The 16,189-nt window shown below is 69.4% G+C and carries 16 protein-coding genes; 9 read left to right on the top strand and 7 right to left on the bottom strand.

From position 1 onward, the window contains the following. Positions 1-34 precede the first annotated feature (34 nt). Both cnbZ and R9Z33_RS00140 read left to right on the top strand, forming a co-directional pair. Positions 35-796 (top strand): 2-amino-5-chloromuconate deaminase CnbZ, encoded by a 762-nt coding sequence (gene cnbZ / locus R9Z33_RS00145; protein ID WP_318649265.1) that lies wholly within the window; start codon positions 35-37, stop codon positions 794-796. Then, the gene (locus R9Z33_RS00140; protein WP_318649264.1) at positions 793-2,148 is read left to right on the top strand and encodes an NtaA/DmoA family FMN-dependent monooxygenase; all 1,356 of its coding nucleotides are present in this window, start codon (positions 793-795) and stop codon (positions 2,146-2,148) included. Before cnbZ ends, R9Z33_RS00140 begins: the two co-directional genes overlap by 4 nt. Before the next feature lie 9 nt (positions 2,149-2,157). Here R9Z33_RS00140 and bcsD read toward each other — a convergent pair whose 3' ends face one another. Continuing rightward, a complete protein-coding gene (gene bcsD, locus R9Z33_RS00135) occupies positions 2,158-2,634 on the bottom strand; it encodes a cellulose biosynthesis protein BcsD (RefSeq protein WP_318649263.1) in 477 nt (158 codons plus the stop codon). 248 nt (positions 2,635-2,882) lie between these two features. Here bcsD and R9Z33_RS00130 point away from each other — a divergent pair, with 248 nt between their 5' ends. Both R9Z33_RS00130 and R9Z33_RS00125 read left to right on the top strand, forming a co-directional pair. Next, a complete protein-coding gene (locus tag R9Z33_RS00130) occupies positions 2,883-4,304 on the top strand; it encodes an MBOAT family O-acyltransferase (protein ID WP_318649262.1) in 1,422 nt (473 codons plus the stop codon). Positions 4,305-4,314: 10 nt separating this feature from the next. Then, positions 4,315-5,433: an alginate O-acetyltransferase AlgX-related protein gene (locus R9Z33_RS00125; RefSeq protein ID WP_318649261.1), complete on the top strand. Its 1,119-nt coding sequence runs from the start codon at positions 4,315-4,317 to the stop codon at positions 5,431-5,433. Positions 5,434-5,529: 96 nt separating this feature from the next. Here the strand turns inward: R9Z33_RS00125 and R9Z33_RS00120 are convergent, their stop codons facing one another. Genes R9Z33_RS00120 through R9Z33_RS00110 form a run of 3 tightly spaced genes read right to left on the bottom strand, consistent with a single transcriptional unit; the run spans position 5,530 to position 7,810 of the window. Further along, positions 5,530-6,561: a hypothetical protein gene (locus tag R9Z33_RS00120; RefSeq protein ID WP_318649260.1), complete on the bottom strand. Its 1,032-nt coding sequence runs from the start codon at positions 6,559-6,561 to the stop codon at positions 5,530-5,532. Continuing rightward, positions 6,558-7,139, bottom strand: a complete 582-nt coding sequence (locus tag R9Z33_RS00115) for a hypothetical protein (protein ID WP_318649259.1) — start codon at positions 7,137-7,139, stop codon at positions 6,558-6,560. Before R9Z33_RS00115 ends, R9Z33_RS00120 begins: the two co-directional genes overlap by 4 nt. 20 nt (positions 7,140-7,159) lie before the next feature. After that, entirely contained in the window at positions 7,160-7,810 is a 651-nt protein-coding gene (locus tag R9Z33_RS00110) for a hypothetical protein (protein WP_318649258.1), read from the bottom strand. Between the two features lie 192 nt (positions 7,811-8,002). On the opposite strand from R9Z33_RS00110, the gene R9Z33_RS00105 reads away from it, so the two are divergent. Further along, positions 8,003-8,935, top strand: a complete 933-nt coding sequence (locus R9Z33_RS00105; RefSeq protein ID WP_318649257.1) for a Bug family tripartite tricarboxylate transporter substrate binding protein — start codon at positions 8,003-8,005, stop codon at positions 8,933-8,935. Between the two features lie 7 nt (positions 8,936-8,942). On the opposite strand, the gene R9Z33_RS00100 is transcribed toward R9Z33_RS00105, so the two are convergent. From R9Z33_RS00100 to R9Z33_RS00090, 3 genes are read right to left on the bottom strand one after another with little or no spacing between them, the layout of a single operon-like run. Next, positions 8,943-9,554, bottom strand: a complete 612-nt coding sequence (locus R9Z33_RS00100) for a DUF1345 domain-containing protein (RefSeq protein WP_318649256.1) — start codon at positions 9,552-9,554, stop codon at positions 8,943-8,945. A gap of 5 nt (positions 9,555-9,559) precedes the next feature. Then, positions 9,560-10,531, bottom strand: a complete 972-nt coding sequence (locus R9Z33_RS00095; RefSeq protein WP_318649255.1) for a threonine ammonia-lyase — start codon at positions 10,529-10,531, stop codon at positions 9,560-9,562. Beyond that, positions 10,528-11,634, bottom strand: coding sequence for an NAD(P)/FAD-dependent oxidoreductase (locus tag R9Z33_RS00090; protein ID WP_318649254.1), 1,107 nt, complete (start codon positions 11,632-11,634; stop codon positions 10,528-10,530). Before R9Z33_RS00090 ends, R9Z33_RS00095 begins: the two co-directional genes overlap by 4 nt. A 146-nt stretch (positions 11,635-11,780) precedes the next feature. On the opposite strand from R9Z33_RS00090, the gene R9Z33_RS00085 reads away from it, so the two are divergent. The 4 genes from R9Z33_RS00085 (at position 11,781) to R9Z33_RS00070 (ending at position 16,139) form a co-directional block, all read left to right on the top strand. Then, the gene (locus tag R9Z33_RS00085) at positions 11,781-13,139 is read left to right on the top strand and encodes an ABC transporter substrate-binding protein (protein WP_318649253.1); all 1,359 of its coding nucleotides are present in this window, start codon (positions 11,781-11,783) and stop codon (positions 13,137-13,139) included. 72 nt (positions 13,140-13,211) lie between these two features. Next, positions 13,212-14,150, top strand: a complete 939-nt coding sequence (locus R9Z33_RS00080; protein ID WP_318649252.1) for a carbohydrate ABC transporter permease — start codon at positions 13,212-13,214, stop codon at positions 14,148-14,150. After that, positions 14,150-15,043, top strand: a complete 894-nt coding sequence (locus tag R9Z33_RS00075) for a carbohydrate ABC transporter permease (RefSeq protein ID WP_318649251.1) — start codon at positions 14,150-14,152, stop codon at positions 15,041-15,043. Before R9Z33_RS00080 ends, R9Z33_RS00075 begins: the two co-directional genes overlap by 1 nt. Positions 15,044-15,050: 7 nt before the next feature. Further along, positions 15,051-16,139: an ABC transporter ATP-binding protein gene (locus tag R9Z33_RS00070; protein ID WP_318649250.1), complete on the top strand. Its 1,089-nt coding sequence runs from the start codon at positions 15,051-15,053 to the stop codon at positions 16,137-16,139. Positions 16,140-16,189: the final 50 nt, after the last annotated feature.

Here is a 16,189-nt window from a genome sequence, read left to right as displayed (position 1 = left end):
TTGCATCGCGGGGCCGATGGGCCAGACTTCCGGAATGCAACCCCGATCCGTCCCCTTCGCCCCTGGCGGCTACCGCTTCGTGCCTGGCCGGCAATTCTCCGGCGGCGTCGCGGCCGAGCCGGGATTCGCCCTGCGGCGCGTGCGCTTCCGCGAACCCCTGCCGCTCGCCCGGGGCCTCGCCGCCGCGCGCGCCATCCTCGACGCGCTGGGCCGCCCGCCCGAGGCGCTGGCCGCTTGCGAGCTGCGTTCGCCCCTGCCGCTGCCCATCGCGGAATTCCTGGCCTTCAACGAGACCTATCTGGCCGCGCTGCGGGCCAATGGCTTCGCGGCGCACCCGCCCTATCCGATCGGGCGCAGCAACCTCGCGCCCATCCTGGCGCCACCGGCCGAGGTGGCGCTGTTCGCCGTCACCTTCACCGTGCCAAGGGCGGGCCAGGCCGAGGGCGCGGGCGGCACGGATTTCTTCATCTCCGGCAAGCCTGAGACCAGCGCCGCCGCGAGCTTCGAGGAAGGCATCGTGGGCGGCGCCGATGTCTCGCCCGCCGGCCTGCGCGTGAAGGCCGAGTATGTGATGGCGGAGCTGCGTGCCCGCATGGCCGAACTCGGCGTGGAGGAACATCGCGTGACGGGCGCGCAGGCCTACACCATCCATCCGCTGGAGCCGGTGCTGGAGATCGTCACCGGGCGCCTGCCGCTGGCCTGGGGCGGCCTGACGCTGGTACCGGCGCATCCACCCGTCACCGGCCTGGCCTTCGAGGTGGATCTGCGCGCGATTTCCGAGGAGTGCGTCGCGTGACGACGCGCGAGGGGAGTCGCGTGACGACGCGCGAGGGGAGTCGCGTGACGACGCGCAAGATGCATCTGGTGGCCTATCTGAAGTCCGGCCCCAATGCGAGCTATCCCAGCACCTGGCGCCATCCCTCGGCGACGCTGGATGACCTCTTCGATCCGCGCCGCTGGGAGCATTGCGCCCGCGTGCTGGAGGCCGCGCGCTTCGACGCCTGCTTCTTCGCGGACGGCCTCGGCATCCCCGATCTCTACAAGGGCAGCTACGACGATTATCTCGGCCGCGGCGGGCAGCTCAGCCTGCTCGACCCCATGGTGATCGCACCGCTGATGGCGCGGGCGACGGAGCATCTGGGCATCGGCGTCACGCTCTCCACCAGCTTCATCGCGCCCTATGTCATCGCGCGCTATCTCGGCTCGCTCGATCTCATCAGCAACGGGCGCGCTGCGTGGAATGTCGTCACCACCGGGCGCGATTTCGAGGCGCAGAACTGTGGCATGCCGGGCCTGCCTCCGAAGGAGGAGCGCTACGACATGGCCGATGAGGTGATGGAGGCCTGCGACGCGCTGTGGAATGGCTGGGAGGAAGACGCGCTCGTGCTGGACCGCGAGCGCGGCGTCTTCGCCGACCCGTCCAAGGTGCGCTACGCCAACTACCAGGGGAAATACATCAGCACGCGGGGCCCGCTCTCCATTCCGCGCAGCCCGCAGGTGCGGCCGGGCATCATGCAGGCCGGCGCCTCGCCGCGCGGCCGCGCCTTCGCCGCCCGCTGGGCCGAGATGATCTTCGCCACCCCCGCCACCAAGGCCGATTCGCTCGCCTACCGCACGGACATCCGCGCGCGGATGGAGGCGATCGGCCGCAATCCTGATGAATGCGCCGTGCTGCCCTCGATGACCGTGGTGGTGGGCGAGACGGAGAGCATCGCCCGCGAAAAGGCGGCGCATCTGGAATCGCTGGTGGATCCGGAGCTGGTCATCGCCTCCAGCTCCTGGTCCGTCGTGGCGGATCTCAGCAAGGTGGACACGCCCGAGGCGATGGCGGCGGCTGACACCAACCAGGGCGTGCAGGGCCACCGGGACCGGATGCTGCAGGTGGCCAAGGCGAAGGGCATCACCTTCGCCGAGGCGGTGCGCCAGCCGCGCGCCCTGGTGGCCGGCACGCCTTCCATGATCGCCGACATCATGGAGGACTGGTTCACCTCCGGCGCCTGCGACGGCTTCATCCTGCCGCCCACCATTTTCCCCGCCACCTTCGAGGAATTCGGCCGGATGGTCGTGCCGGAATTGCAGCGGCGCGGAATCTTCCGCCGCGACTATGCGGGCAGGACGCTGCGGGAGAACCTGCGGAACCCGGGCTGACGCCGGGGGCTATCCCCGTGCGTAGCGCAGCAACATGGCCCCGCCATCCCCGCCCCAGCGGCGGACCTGGATGCCCGGCTCCGCGCCGGGCTGATGGCTGAACCAGGTGCCATAGAGGCCTTCGAGCACCGAGCCGAGCCAGGCGCCGGTCAGGTCCGCATGCGTGCCGACCAGAGGCGCCGCCACATGGCGCAGCATCACGCTGTTGCTGTTCGCGTCGAAGCTGAGGCGGACATAGCCCCAATCGGCCGCGGCCAGCGTGTCGTTCATCCGGGCCTCGAGCTCGGCCAGGGTCGCGCAGGCCGGCAGCGGCATCAGCGCCGCCATGCGGGCGCCGACCATCCGCAGCAGCCCCTCGCGCGCTCCGTGGTCGAGATGAGTTTCCAGTGTTTCCATCATCGCGCGCAGAAAGAGACGCCATTGCGGCGCCACGCCGCGCCGGGCGATGTAGGTCAGGGCATCGGGATCGTTGATCTGGTCCTGCACGCGCGCGCCTTGAGAGGAAGAGCCAACTCCAGCCTATAGCGCAGGCCGGGCCCGCCGGAAATCCGGCCTGTTGCACCACGACCGCAAGCTGTGCCCGGGTTGACCATTGCGCAACCAATTCGCGCAATGGTAAGCGGAATCACCATTTTTGGACAGATCGGGGGAAGTGATATGGGCCGTGCGCCGTCCTGCCGCCTCGCCCGGCCGGCCCAGGCCCGGAATCCGCGCATCCCGAAAGGCGTGAGCGCATGATCTTCGCTTCCTTCGAGTTCCTCTTCCTCTTCCTGCCGCTGTTCTTTGTCCTCTACTTCCTCACGCCGGCCCGGTTCAGGAACTGGACGATCCTGCTGCTCTCCTGGGCCTTCTATGCCTGGTGGCGGGTGGATTTCCTCGCGCTGCTCGGGGGGGTGACGCTCTACACCTTCTTCATCGCGCTGCGCGTGAACGCCGCCGAGGAAGGCTCCGATTCCCGCTTCCGCTGGATGATGGCGGGCCTGATCGGCAATCTCGGCGTGCTCGCCTATTTCAAATACGCGAATTTCGGCGTGCAGAGCTTCAACCAGGTGGTGACGGCGATGGGCTTCGCCCCCACCCCCTGGCATGAGATCATCCTGCCCATCGGCCTCAGCTTCTATGTGCTGCAATCAGTCAGCTACCTGATCGACGTCTGGCGCAAGGACGTGCCGGTCAGCCGCAATTTCGTGGCCTATGCGGCCTACAAGGCCATCTTCAGCCAGCTCATCGCCGGCCCGATCGTGCGCTACGCCGAGATCGAGCATGACCTGAAGTACCGCGTCCACACTTGGGAGAAGTTCGGCCTGGGCGCCCGGCGCTTCATGATCGGCTTCTGCATGAAGGTGCTGATCGCCGACACGATCGCGCCGATGGTGGACGTGGTCTATGCGCTGCCCAACCCCTCCATGGCTGATGCCTGGGCGGGGGCGGTCGGCTACACGCTGCAGTTGTTCTTCGACTTCGCCGGCTATTCGGCCATGGCGATCGGCCTCGCGCAGATGTGCGCCTTCCGATTCCCGGAGAACTTCAACAACCCCTATCTCGCGGGCAATATCCAGGAATTCTGGCAGCGCTGGCACATGACGCTGAGCCGCTTCCTGCGCGACTACCTCTACATCTCGCTGGGCGGCAACCGGAAAGGCCCGGTGCGCACCTATGTGAACCTGCTGCTCACCATGGTGATCGGCGGCTTCTGGCATGGCGCCAACTGGACCTTCATCATCTGGGGCTTCTGGCATGGCGGGCTGCTCGCGCTGCACCGCTACTGGCGGGCGGCGGGGAATGGGCCGATGCCCTTCATCCTGGGCAATGCGCTGCTGATGCTGGCCGTCATCCTCGGCTGGGTCGCCTTCCGCGCGCATGACGTGACCAGCGCCTTCGCCATGTACGGCGCCATGTTCTGGCCCTCCAGCGTGGGTCTCTCCGATGCGCTGGCATGGCAGGTCACGCCCGACCAGTGGTGGTGCGTGCTGATCGGCATCGTGCTGGTCTACCTGCCCCTGTTCGGCACGCGCCTGCCCTGGCAGCGGCCGGTGGAGGCGATGGGCGGCTTCTGGCGCCTGTGCTGGTTCTGGGCGCCGACGGCGGGGTTCATCCTGGGGATGATCCTGCTCTACAGCCGCGCCGCCGTTCCCTTCCTCTACTTCCAGTTCTGAGGAGCACGCCATGATCGAGAGCTGGATCAAGCGGATGGCGACCCTCCAGGCGGCGGTGGTCATCGCCATCCTGGGCTGGGGTGCGTGGCAGGGCGTCTCCGCCATCGCCTCGGATTCCGCGCAGCGGCGCCTGGCGCCCACGCTGAACCTGGAGGCCTTCCTCGCCGGGCGCTTCGCCGCCGCGGTGAACTATGTGATGGCGCACAACCTGCCGGTGGACCCCTATGTGCGCGCGGCCGGCGGCTTCTTCCGCTGGCGCTTCTTCGATTCGGGCGGGCCGCAGGTGCGCGTCGGCTGCAATGACTGGCTCTTCCTCACCGAAGAGCTGCGCCCCTGGCCCGACCCCGGCCCCGCCATGCGCGAGCGCGTGGAGGGCCTGGCCCGTATCCGCGATCGGCTGGCGGCGCAGAACATCACCCTTCTCGTCACCATCGTGCCCGACAAGGCGCGGGTGCATCGCGAGGAACTCTGCGGCGCGCCGCTCTCGGCCCAGGCCGAGCAGCGTTACGCGGAGCTCGTCTCCACCTTCGCGGCGCGGGGCATCACGCCCATCCCGCTGCTGGAGCCGCTGCGGGCGCTCGCTCGCGAGAAGCCGGCCTATTGGCGCACCGATACGCATTGGAACCAGGATGGCGCGGCGCTGGCCGCGCGGCAGATCGCGGCCGCGGCGCGCGGGCTGAACCTGGATCGTCCCGGCGGCTTCACCACCCGCTTCGCGGCCGAGGAGACGAACGGCCCGGGCGACCTGCTGCGCCTGATGGGCCTCGACATCATGCCCGATGGCTGGCGCCCCGCGCCGGACCGCCAGCATCTGGCCACCACCACGGCCCCTGCGCCCGCGGCGGGCGGTGGCGGCGGGCTGCTGGATGACGAGGGCCAGCCGCAGGTGGCGCTGATCGGCTCCTCCTACTCGCTGAACGCGAATTTCCATGGCTTCCTGCAGGAGGCGCTGGGTGCGGCGGTGACCAACCTGGCCCAGGCCGGCGGCGGCTTCGCCGGTGCGGCGCGAGCCTATTTCTCGGGTGCGACTTTCCGAGAGGCCCCGCCGCGCGTGATCATCTGGGAAGTGCTGGAACGCGCCATGGCGCAGCCGGTGACGGAAGACGAGCGCGCCTTCCTGGCGCAGTGAGGGCGGCCGCCGCGCCCAGGCTGCCCGCACCCCCTGCGCGACCGCGGCGGCGCGAAGCCGAGCGCGCGCCCGGCGTGGGAGGGCGCCAAGACCCTCCTAAAAGCTCATCCCGATGCCGACGCTGGTGCCGGTGACGCCGCCATCGCCGTAGAAATAGCGTGCGATCAGCCGCACGCGGCTGAGGTTGATGCCCGCCAGGCCGATCTCGTGCCGGCCTACGTCGAACTCGATGCCGCCGCCGATCTTCACCGCCCAGCCGAAGCCGATCGAGTCGCGCTGGTCGCCCAGGTAGAGCGAGCCGGAGCCGTCCACCACCCAGCGCAACGGGCGCCCGAAGGCCTCGATGCCGGTGGGCCAGCGGTAGCGTGCCCAGAGGCCCAGGGTGCGGGCGGTGGAATTACCGCGGACGGCCTCCGGCGTGTCGCCGAAGGTCTGCAGCCGCATCTGCGTGTAGCGCAGCTCGACATCGATGTTCCGCGCTGGCGTGTAGTCGTAATAGGCCAGCATCAGCGCCCCGCCCAGGCCATAGACGTTCATGTGCTTGTCGGTGAGGAAGGAGATGTCCCGTTCACGCCGCCAGTTGATGAAGGAGCCAAGGAGCGAGGCGTCCGAGGCGGCATAGCCGAGCGAGCCGTTGATGATCGGCCGCAGCCAGAGATACTCGGCGAGGCGGATGTCGTAGCCCACGCCGACGGTGCCGATGACGTTGTTCCAGCGCATCGGCAGGCTTCGCGTCTCGTCCCCGCCCGCGATGTAGGCGCGCGGGTCGTAGCGCGCATAGCCGATATAGCTCTCCAGGAAGATCGGAAACGCCTCGGAGACGGTGAAGCCGAAGCCCAGCTGGCCCAGCTGCAGCGTGGGCGAGATGGTGGAAGAAGAGGCCTCGCCGCGCGTGATCTCGACCGCGTTGGTCGAGCCGTCGGGGATCGCGTTGTAGCCGAAGAGGCCGAGCACGCCGCCGCGCCGGGATTGCTGCAGCGCGCGCAGCGCGGAGAGGCGCTCGTTGATCTGGGAGGTCAGGGCGTCGCGCAGGATGCCATCCACCTGCTGCGCGCGGGCGGGTGCCGCGGCGAGCAGCCCCGTGAGAAGGCTGGTGCAAAGGGCGGTGGAGAGGGTGACGCGCCTCATCCGGGCCAGGTCCGGGCGGCGCTGCGGCGCAGCTGATCCTCGGCGGCGCGGATGCGCTGAACCGCCTCCTCCTGCGTGATGCTGGAGGCCTGGGCCTTGAGCAGCGCATGCCCCTGGCCGACCTGGCTCAGGACGAAAAGGTATTGCCGCCGCGCCGGGCTGTCCGTGCCCTCGCGCGCCATGGTGGCGGCGAGGGACTGCACCAGCGCCTGCACATGCGGATCGGCGGCGACGATGTTGTCGCGCAGCTGCGGCGCCTGGGCATTGGTGCGGTTGGCGTGGCGCAGCAGCAGCCCGAGCGCCGCGACCGCCTGGCCGCCGCGCTCGGAATCCTGCCCCGCGGTGATGGCCAGCGTGGAGAAGGGGCTCTCGCGATAGGGCAGCACGCCGTCCGAGGCGAGCACCGACACGGCATGGAGGTAGGTGACGAGGGCCTGCTGCATGGCGAGGCTGCCCGTCTGGCCCAAGGCCGGCTCGTCGAGTGCGAGGCTCGCGGTGGAGGCCCAGTCGCGCACCGGCGTGTAGTCGGGCGCGCCGCAGCCGGTGAAGGCCAGCAGCGCCAGAAGGGGAAGGCGCATCGCTGTGGTCCTGGGAGGCGTCATGGCGGGAAGATCGCGGCGAGGCTCGGTGGCAAGGGAGCGGCGCCCTCCGCCGTGATCTGCGGGGCGGCGGGGGGCAGGCGGCGCATGTCGCGGGAGAGGGCGTCCATCTGCTGCAGGATGTCCCGTTCGGTCTCGCGTTGCGAGAGGCGCCCGGCCTGCGCCAGCAGCACCGCATGCCCCTCGCCGATGCGGGTGAGCACCGCGGCCTCGGCCGGTGCGACGCCGGTCTTGAGCTGGAGCAGCAGTTGCTGCACGGGCGCATCGGCCGCGCGGATCAGGCGCGACAGGCGCCGATCCTCATAGGTGGGGCGCGGGGATGTGACCTCGTTCGTGGCCCAGCGGGGCGGCGCGTCGGCGCTGGCGGTGGCGAGCGCTGCGGAGAGGGCGAGGATCGTGGGCTCGGTGCTGCCCGGGGCGAAGGCGGCAGGCTGGAAGTTCAGCGGCGCCCCGTCCCACATGGCGCCGAGCGCGTAGAAATAGGCGGCGAGCGCGCCGCGCGCTGTGCGTTGCGGCGCGTCTTCCTCCGGCGCGGTGCGGGCCACGGCGAAGCTTGCCTGACGCGCCCAGTCACGCAGCGCGCTGTTGAGCGGCAGCGTGCAGGCCGTGGGCAGCAGCAGCAGGAGGGGCAGGAAACGGCGGAGCAGCACGGGCGCAGCATCCCGGCAAAGGGCGCCCGGGGCAAGCCGAGCGGGCGTGTGGTCGAATTTTCTTGACGCTGGACGGCCATCCGCGCGCCGATGCGGCCCAGGGGCGCCAAGCCCCGGGGAGGAATCATGCCAAAGTCGAACAAGGCCGGCGTCAGCCGGCGGTCTGCCCTTGGGCTCCTGGCGATGCCCGCCTTGGCCACGCCTGCCCTGGTGCAGGCCCAGCCGCAGGCCTGGCCCACCGGCCCCATCCGCTTCATCGGATTGTTCCCCCCGGGCGGCGGCACGGACATCCTCTCGCGCCTCTGGTGCCTCAAGATGAGCGAGATGACGGGGCAGCAGTTCATCGTCGAGAACCGCTCCGGCTCCGGCGGGAATGTCGGCACGGAGGCGATCGCGCGCGCGGCGCCGGACGGCAACACCATCGGCCTGGCCAGCGTGGCGCCGCTCTCCATCGGGCCCACGCTCTACGGGCGGCTGCCCTTCAACCCCTCGCAGGATTTCTCGCTCGTCTCCGGCCTGTGGCAGTTGCCCAACCTCCTGGTGGTGAACAACGACGTGCCGGCGCGCTCGGTGCCTGAGCTGATCGCGCTGCTGAAGGCCAATCCGGGGCGCTACGCCTATGCCTCCTCCGGCTCCGGCACCACGGTCCATCTCTCGGGCGAGATGTTCAAGGCGATGGCGGGCGTGGACATGCTGCACGTGCCCTATCGCGGCGCGGCGCCGGCGCATGTGGATATCCAGGGCGGCCGCGTGCACATGATCTTCGACAACATCCCGCAGGGCCTGGCCCTGGCGCGCGAGGGACGGTTGCGCGCGCTTGCCGTGACGGGGGCGACGCGCAGCCCGCAGGCGCCCGAGATCCCGGCCATGGCGGAATTCCTGCCGGGCTTCGAGATCACCTCCTGGGGTGGCGTGATGGGCCCGGCGGGGATGCCGCCCGCCATCATTCATCGGCTGAACCAGCTGACGAAGGAGTCGCTCGAAAGCGCCGACCTGAAGCGCCGCTTCGAGGAGAACGGCGCCGCCACCTGGTACACGACGCCCGAGGATTTCGCGACCTTCCGCGCCGCGAACGAGGCGGCCTTCGCGCCGCTGATCCGCGCCTCGGGCGCACGGGTGGATTGAACCCGGTTCAGTTCGATCCGCCCGCCACGATGTTCACGGCGGCGGCGAGGATGACCGCGTTGAAGCCGAAGGACACGAGGCCATGGGTGAGCACCAGCCGCCGGATGACGGGGCTGCTGGTGGTGACGTCGCTCACCTGGAAGGTCATGCCGATGGTGAAGGCGAGGTAGAGGAACTCGCTGAATTCCGGCGTGCCGTCGCCGCCCGGGAATTCGATCCCGCATTCCTGCGTCCAGTATTCATGCGCGTAGTCCTGCGCGAAGAGCAGGTGGACGTAGAACCAGGAGAGGATGATGGCGGGGATGGCGAGGACGCCCACCAGCCCGTCCCAACGCAGCACGAGAAAGAGCAGCGAGGCGCCGGCCGCCAGCACGGACAGCCAGGTGACCATGCTGCGGCCTTCCGCCATCTCCCGCGCGCGCCGGCGCATCGCCTCGGGCGGGGCCTTGCCCAGGCGGTGCAGCAGCAGCGCTGCGTAGGTGACGACATGGGCGGACCAGCCCAGCATCGCCGCCGTCTCCGGTGACAGGCGTGTCGGCAGAAGCACGAGGAAGATCGCGAGCCCGACGCCCAGTGCCGGCAAGGTGAATCCGCCGCGCAGGAGGCCGGTCAGGGACATGCGCCTCAGGCCGCCATGGCCTGGGCGAAGACCCCCGCATCCACATTGCCGCCGCTCAGGATGATGCCCGTCACCGCATCGCGCGTCGCGAGCTTGCCGGCGAGCACGGCTGCCAGCGCGACGGCGCCGCCCGGCTCCACCACCAGCTTGAGATGGGTGAAGGCGAAGCGCATGGCGGCGAAGACCTCCGCCGGCGTCACCACCAGCCCGTCCTCCACGCGCGGCGCGTTCACCGCGAGGGTGAGCTGGCCCGGCTGCTTCGAGAGCAGCGCGTCGCAGAGCCCCGAACCCTGGCCGTCATTGGCGATGCGCTGGCCGGCGCGCAGCGAGCGGCCGTAATCGTCCCAGCCCTCGGGCTCCACCGCGAAGATCCGCGCCTGGGGGGCAAGCGCCTTGGCCGAGAGGGCGGAGCCTGCCAGCAGCCCGCCGCCGCCGGTGCAGATGGCGATCTGGTCCGGCCTGAAGCCCTCGGTCCGCGCATCCTCCAGCAATTCGAGGATGGCGGTGCCTTGCCCCGCGATGACATCGGCATGGTCGAAGGGCGGGATGACGGTGGCGCCGCGCTTCGCAGCAAGCTCCTGCGCCAGCACGTCACGGTCCACGCCATGGCGGTCGAAGAAATGGATCTCGGCGCCCCAGGCGCGCGTCGCCTCGACCTTCACGGCCGGCGCATCCTGGGGCATGGCGATGAGCGCGGGCATGCCCAGCGCCTGGCAGGCGGCGGCGATCGCCTGGCCGTGATTGCCGGAGGAATGGGTGACGATGCCGGCCGCCCGCGCCTCGGGCGGCAGCAGCATCGCGGCATTGGTGGCGCCGCGCAGCTTGAAGCTGCCGGTGATCTGCAGCGGCTCGGGCTTGACCAGCACAACGCCGCCCGCCGCCGCATCCAGCGCGCGGTGGCGCAACATGGGCGTGCGGCGGATGCGGCCCTTCATGCGGCGCGCGGCGGCCTGCACATCATCGAAACTCGGCGTCATGCCGCAAATCTCCGGGGGTCGGTGAGGGGGATGGCGGCGGCGATGTCGGCATCGGGCGCCGTGCCGCGCACCAGCTGCGCCAGCAGGCGGCCGGCGGCGGGCGCGGTCTGGATGCCGTAGCCGCCCTGGCCGCAGAACCAGAAGAAGCCGGGCGCGGCGCAGGGCCCGATGGCGAGCCCGCGGTCCGGCGTGAAGCTCCGCAGCCCGGCCCAGCGATGCTCGACGCGATGCACCGGGATGTCGAGCGCCTGCTGCATGCGGTCCACCGCGATGGCGACGTCCAGCTCATCGGGCTGCGCGTCGCAGGGTTCGCTGTCCGTCTCGTCGGCGGGGCTGACCATGAGCTTGCCGCGCGCCTCGGGCCGCACATACCAGCTGTGGTGCATATCACCCACGAGCGGCCAATCGGCGCTCTGCCAGCGGCCCGGGTCCACGATCAGCGCGGTGCGGCGCTTGGGCTGCAGGCCGATCTTGGCGACGCCCGCGATCTCGGCCACCACATCGCCCCAGGCGCCCGCGGCGTTGACGATGGCGGGCGCGGTGAAGACGTCGCCCGTGCTGGTCTCGGCGTGCCAGAGGCCCTTCCCGTGCCAGATGCGGCCGGCCTTGTTCCGCAGCGCCAGCACGCCCCCCGCGCGCCGGATCTGCGCGAGGAAGCCCTGGTGCAGCGCCGCCACGTCAATGTCGAAGGCGTCCTGCTCGATGGCCGCGGCAACCGCCCAGCCGGGGCGGATGGCGGGCACGATGGCGCGTGCTTCCGCCAGCGGGATCGCGACCCGCCCGGCATCGAGCGAGGCCGCCAGCTCCGCCGCCTGGGCCGCATCGGCCAGGGTCAGCACGGGGCGGTGATGCGCGAGCTTCGCCTCGGTGAAGCCAGACGGCGGCGCCTCGAAGAAGCCGCGGGAGGCGCCGGTCAGCAGCCGTGCATCGGCGCTGCCATAGCTGAGGATCCAGATGGCGGCGGAGCGGCCGGTGGTGTGGTAGCCGGCGGATTCCTCGGCCTCCAGCAGCGCCACGCGGTGCGTGGCGGAGAGATGCGCGCCGGAGGTGGCGCCAGCGATGCCCGCCCCGATCACGAGGGCGTCGAAATGATGCGTGTCCATGGCGGGCATCCTTGTCCGCCCACCGCGGAGCGGCAAGCGGGGGGTTCTGGGCGCGGGCAGCAAGCCGGTTGCACAGCATGCCGGAGCGTGCGTAACCTTCCGGCCAGCGGCGGAGACCGCGCGGAAACATCCAAGGGAGTTCAGGAATGTCCAACAAGGATCTGTCCCGTCGCGCCGCCCTCGGCGCGGGCGCCGGCGTTCTCGCCGTCGGCACGCTGAGCGCGCCTGCGGTCTTCGGCCAGCCGACGACCACGCTGCGCTGCGCCTTCTGGGACCATTGGGTGCCCACCGGCAACGGCGCGCTGCGCCAGCTCGCGCAGCAATTCGGCGAGCGCAACCGCGTCAACGTCAACCTCGACTTCATCACGACGGTGGGCAACCAGCTGCAGCTCACCGCCGCCGCCCAGGCGCAGTCGCGCAGCGGGCATGACATCCTCTCGCTCTCGCCCTGGGATATCGGCGCCTATGCCGACCAGCTGGAGCCGGTGGATGACGTGATGACGCGCCTCATCGGCCGCTACGGCGCGGTGAACCCGGCCGCCGAGTTCCTCGGCAAGCACCGTGGCGCCTGGCGCGCCGTGCCCGCCACCTCCGGCACCCAGAACAAGCCCGCCTGCGTCCGCTTCGACCTGATGCAGGAGCATGCGGGCATCGACGTCCGCGCCATGTGGCCCGCCGAGAACCGCGCCGGCCCCGGCGCCGACACCTGGAACTGGGACACCTTCCTGCGCGCCGCCGAGGCCTGCCACCGCGCCGGCTTCCCCTTCGGCCTGCCGATGGGCCAGTTCACCGATTCCGTGGACTGGGTGGGCGCGCTGTTCGAGAGCTATGGCGCCCGCGTGACCGATGAGCGCGGCAATCCCACCATTCGCGGCAACCAGCAGCTGCGCCAGGTGATGGACTATGCGGTCCGCCTCTCGCGCTTCCTGCCGAATGACGTCTGGGCCTGGGATGACGCGGCGAACAACCGCGCGCTGATCTCCGGCCGTTCGGCGCTCATCTTCAACCCGCCCTCCGCCTGGGCCGTCGCCAAGCGCGATGCGCCGCAGGTGGCCGAGCGCTGCTGGACCATCCCGATGCCGTCGGGCCCGCGCGGCCGCTTCCTGGCCTACCTGCCCTGGAGTTCGGGCATCTGGAGCTTCGGCCGCAACAAGACGGTGGCCAAGCAGTTCCTGGAATTCCTCAGCACGCGCGAGGCGGCGGAGCTGACCACCAACACGTCGAACGGCTACGACATCCCGCCCTTCGATTCTATGAGCAACTTCAGGATCTGGGAGACGGAGGGCCCGCCCGTCGGCACCGTCTTCAACTACCCGAACAAGCCGCACCATCAGGCCAAGGCGCATATCGCCTTCGCGCCCGCGCCGGCGGAACTCGCCAGCCAGATGTACATCCAGGCGCTGAACACCAAGGTCATCGCACGTGTCGCCCAGGGCGGCGAGACGATCGAGCAGGCGCTGACCTGGCTCGAGCGCGAGATCAACAACATGCGCCGCGGCGGCTAAGACCATCCAAGGAGGGGGCGGACGGGGTGATCCCCCGCCCGCGCCCTTTCGTTCGAGGGGGAAGGGGGCGAGATGGCATTGGACGCCACCGAGGGCCGGCTTGCGGCCGCGCATGCGCGCAAGCCGGGCAATACACTGCAACGCTTCGCGCGGCGGCGCTCGACCATCGCCTTCATCATGACGCTGCCGCTGATCGCGGTGATCGGCGGGCTGGTCGCCTGGCCCGCCATGTATGCGATGTATCTCTCCACCCTGAACCGTCGCATGACGACCTTCATCGGGCTCGAGAACTTCAACATCCTGCTCGATTCCGAAACCTTCCGGATGGTGATCTGGCAGAGCTGCTTCTTCGCCATCACCGCCGTGCTGCTGAAGGCGCTGATCGGCTTCTGGCTCGCGCATATGCTGCATCACATCCCCACAAAGGGTCAGCGCAAGTGGCGCGGCATGCTGCTGGTGCCCTGGGTGATTCCGCCCGCCCTCTCCACGCTCGGCTGGTGGTGGATGTTTGAGCCCTCCTATTCCTCCATCAACTGGCTGATCAACGTCTTCGGCCTGCCCGGCGTGCCCTGGCTGGGCGAGCCCTGGTGGGCGCGCATCTCCATCATCATCGTGAACGTGTGGTACGGCGCGCCCTTCTTCATGATCATGTACCTGGCCGCGCTGAAATCCGTGCCGGAGCAGCTCTATGAGGCGGCGGCGATCGACGGCGCCACCTCCTGGCAGCGCCTGCGCTACGTGACGCTGCCAATGATGCGCAACATCATCTCCATCACCGTGCTGTTCAGCCTGATCGTCACCTTCGCGAATTACGACATCGTCCGCGTGCTGACCAATGGCGGCCCGCGCGACCTGACGCATGTCTTCGCCAGCTACGCCTTCCAGGTGGGCGTGCTCTCGGGGAACATCCCGCGCGGGGCCGCGGTCAGCCTGTTCATGTTCCCGCTGCTCGCCGTCATCGCGTATTTCGTGCTGCGCGGCATCAACCAGCGCAACAAGGAGGAGGCGTGATGTCCGCCGCGACCGGCCGGGACGTCCCCGGCATCTACCACAAGGCCGGCAGCCTCCGCGCCGAGCGGCGCTGGGCGCTCTGGACCGCCTATGCCTCGCTCATCTTCGCCGCCATCGTGATGCTGGCGCCGCCCTTCTACATGCTGCTGACCAGCCTGAAGACGAGTGCCGAGGTGGCGGATCTCGGCGCCAATCCCTGGATCGTGCGCGACCCGACGCTGGAGAACTACTGGGCCATCATCGGCAACCCGATGTTCCGCGGCTTCATGTACAACAGCGTGAAGATCACGGTGCTGGTGGTGGCGATCACCATGGTGATCTCGGTGCTGGCCGCCTTCGCGCTGGCGCGGATGCGCTTCTGGGGCAGCCAGATGCTGGCGACCGGCGTCTTCCTCACCTATCTCGTGCCGGACACGCTGCTCTTCATCCCGCTCTACCAGATCGTGGGTTCGCTCGGCCTGCTCAACTCCACCTGGGGGCTGGTGCTGGTCTATCCGACGCTGACCGTGCCGTTCTGCACCTGGATCATGATCGGCTACTTCGCCTCCATCCCGAAGGAGCTGGACGAGGCGGCGCTGATCGACGGCGCCTCCTGGCCCCAGATGCTGCTGAAGATCTTCATCCCCGTGGCGCTGCCCGGCATCATCGCCGCCACCATCTTCGCCTTCACGGTCAGTTGGGCGGCCTTCGTCTATCCGACGGCCTTCATCACCCGGCCGGACGAGATGCCGCTGACCATCGGCGTGGTGAGCCAGCTGATCCGCGGCGACACCTTCGCCTGGGGCCAGCTCATGGCCGGCGCGCTGCTGGCCGCGCTGCCGCCCGTGATCGTCTACGCCTTCCTCATGGACTACTACATCGCCGGCCTGACCGCCGGCGCAACCAAGGGCTGATCCCGCCATGGCTGAACTCTCGCTGCGCAAGGTCGTCAAGGAATACGAAGGCGGCGTGCAGGCCGTGAAAGGGATCGACCTCGAGATCGCGGACCAGGAATTCGTCGTCCTCGTCGGGCCTTCGGGCTGCGGCAAGTCCACCACGCTGCGCATGATCGCGGGGCTGGAGGAGATCAGCGGCGGCGAGATCGCGATCGGCGGCGTGGTGGTGAACGACATCCCGCCGCGCGACCGCGACATCGCGATGGTGTTCCAGAACTACGCGCTCTATCCGCACATGTCGGTCTTCGACAACATGGCTTTCGGCCTGATGCTGCGGAAATTCCCGAAGGAGGAGATCAAGCGCCGCGTGGACAATGCGGCGCGCATCCTCGACATCGTGCCCCTGCTCGACCGCAAGCCGAAGGCGCTTTCCGGCGGGCAGCGGCAGCGTGTCGCGATGGGCCGCGCCATCGTGCGTGACCCCAAGGTCTTCCTCTTCGACGAGCCGCTCTCCAACCTCGATGCCAAGCTGCGCGTGCAGATGCGCACCGAGATCAAGAAGGTCCACCAGACGGTGCGCACCACCACCGTCTATGTGACCCATGATCAAGTGGAGGCGATGACGCTGGCCGACCGCGTGGTGGTGATGAACCACGGCGTGATCGAGCAGGTGGGCCCGCCGCAGGAGCTCTACCACAACCCGGCCACCCGCTTCGTCGCCGGCTTCATCGGCAGCCCCGCGATGAACTTCCTCCATGCGCGCGTGGAGAATGACGCGGTGCACCTGACCGACGGCACCGTGCTGCCCATTCCGGAATCACGCCGTGCGCGCTACGCGAGCGCCACCGGGCGCACCCTGCTCTTCGGCATCCGGCCCGAGCATCTGACCGACCACCGCCCGCACCTGCCCGGCCGTGCCGACCTCATCATCACGCCCGAGGTGATCGAGCCGATGGGCATGGAGACGATGGTGCATTTCCACCTCGGCGATGCGCGCGACTGCTGCGCCCGCTTTGAGCCGACCGTTCATGTCGAGCCGAACGTGCCCATCACGCTGACGGTGGACATGAACAACATGCACCTGCTGGACGAGGCGACGGGCAAGGTCCTGTAAGAGGCATCGCCGATTGCCGCCATCGTCCGGGCGGGATGGTGAAGGCCGGG

The sequence above is a fragment of the Sediminicoccus rosea genome, from assembly GCF_033547095.1.
GTDB classification, from domain to species: domain Bacteria; phylum Pseudomonadota; class Alphaproteobacteria; order Acetobacterales; family Acetobacteraceae; genus Roseococcus; species Roseococcus rosea.
This window is presented reverse-complemented; position numbering and strand designations above follow the sequence as displayed.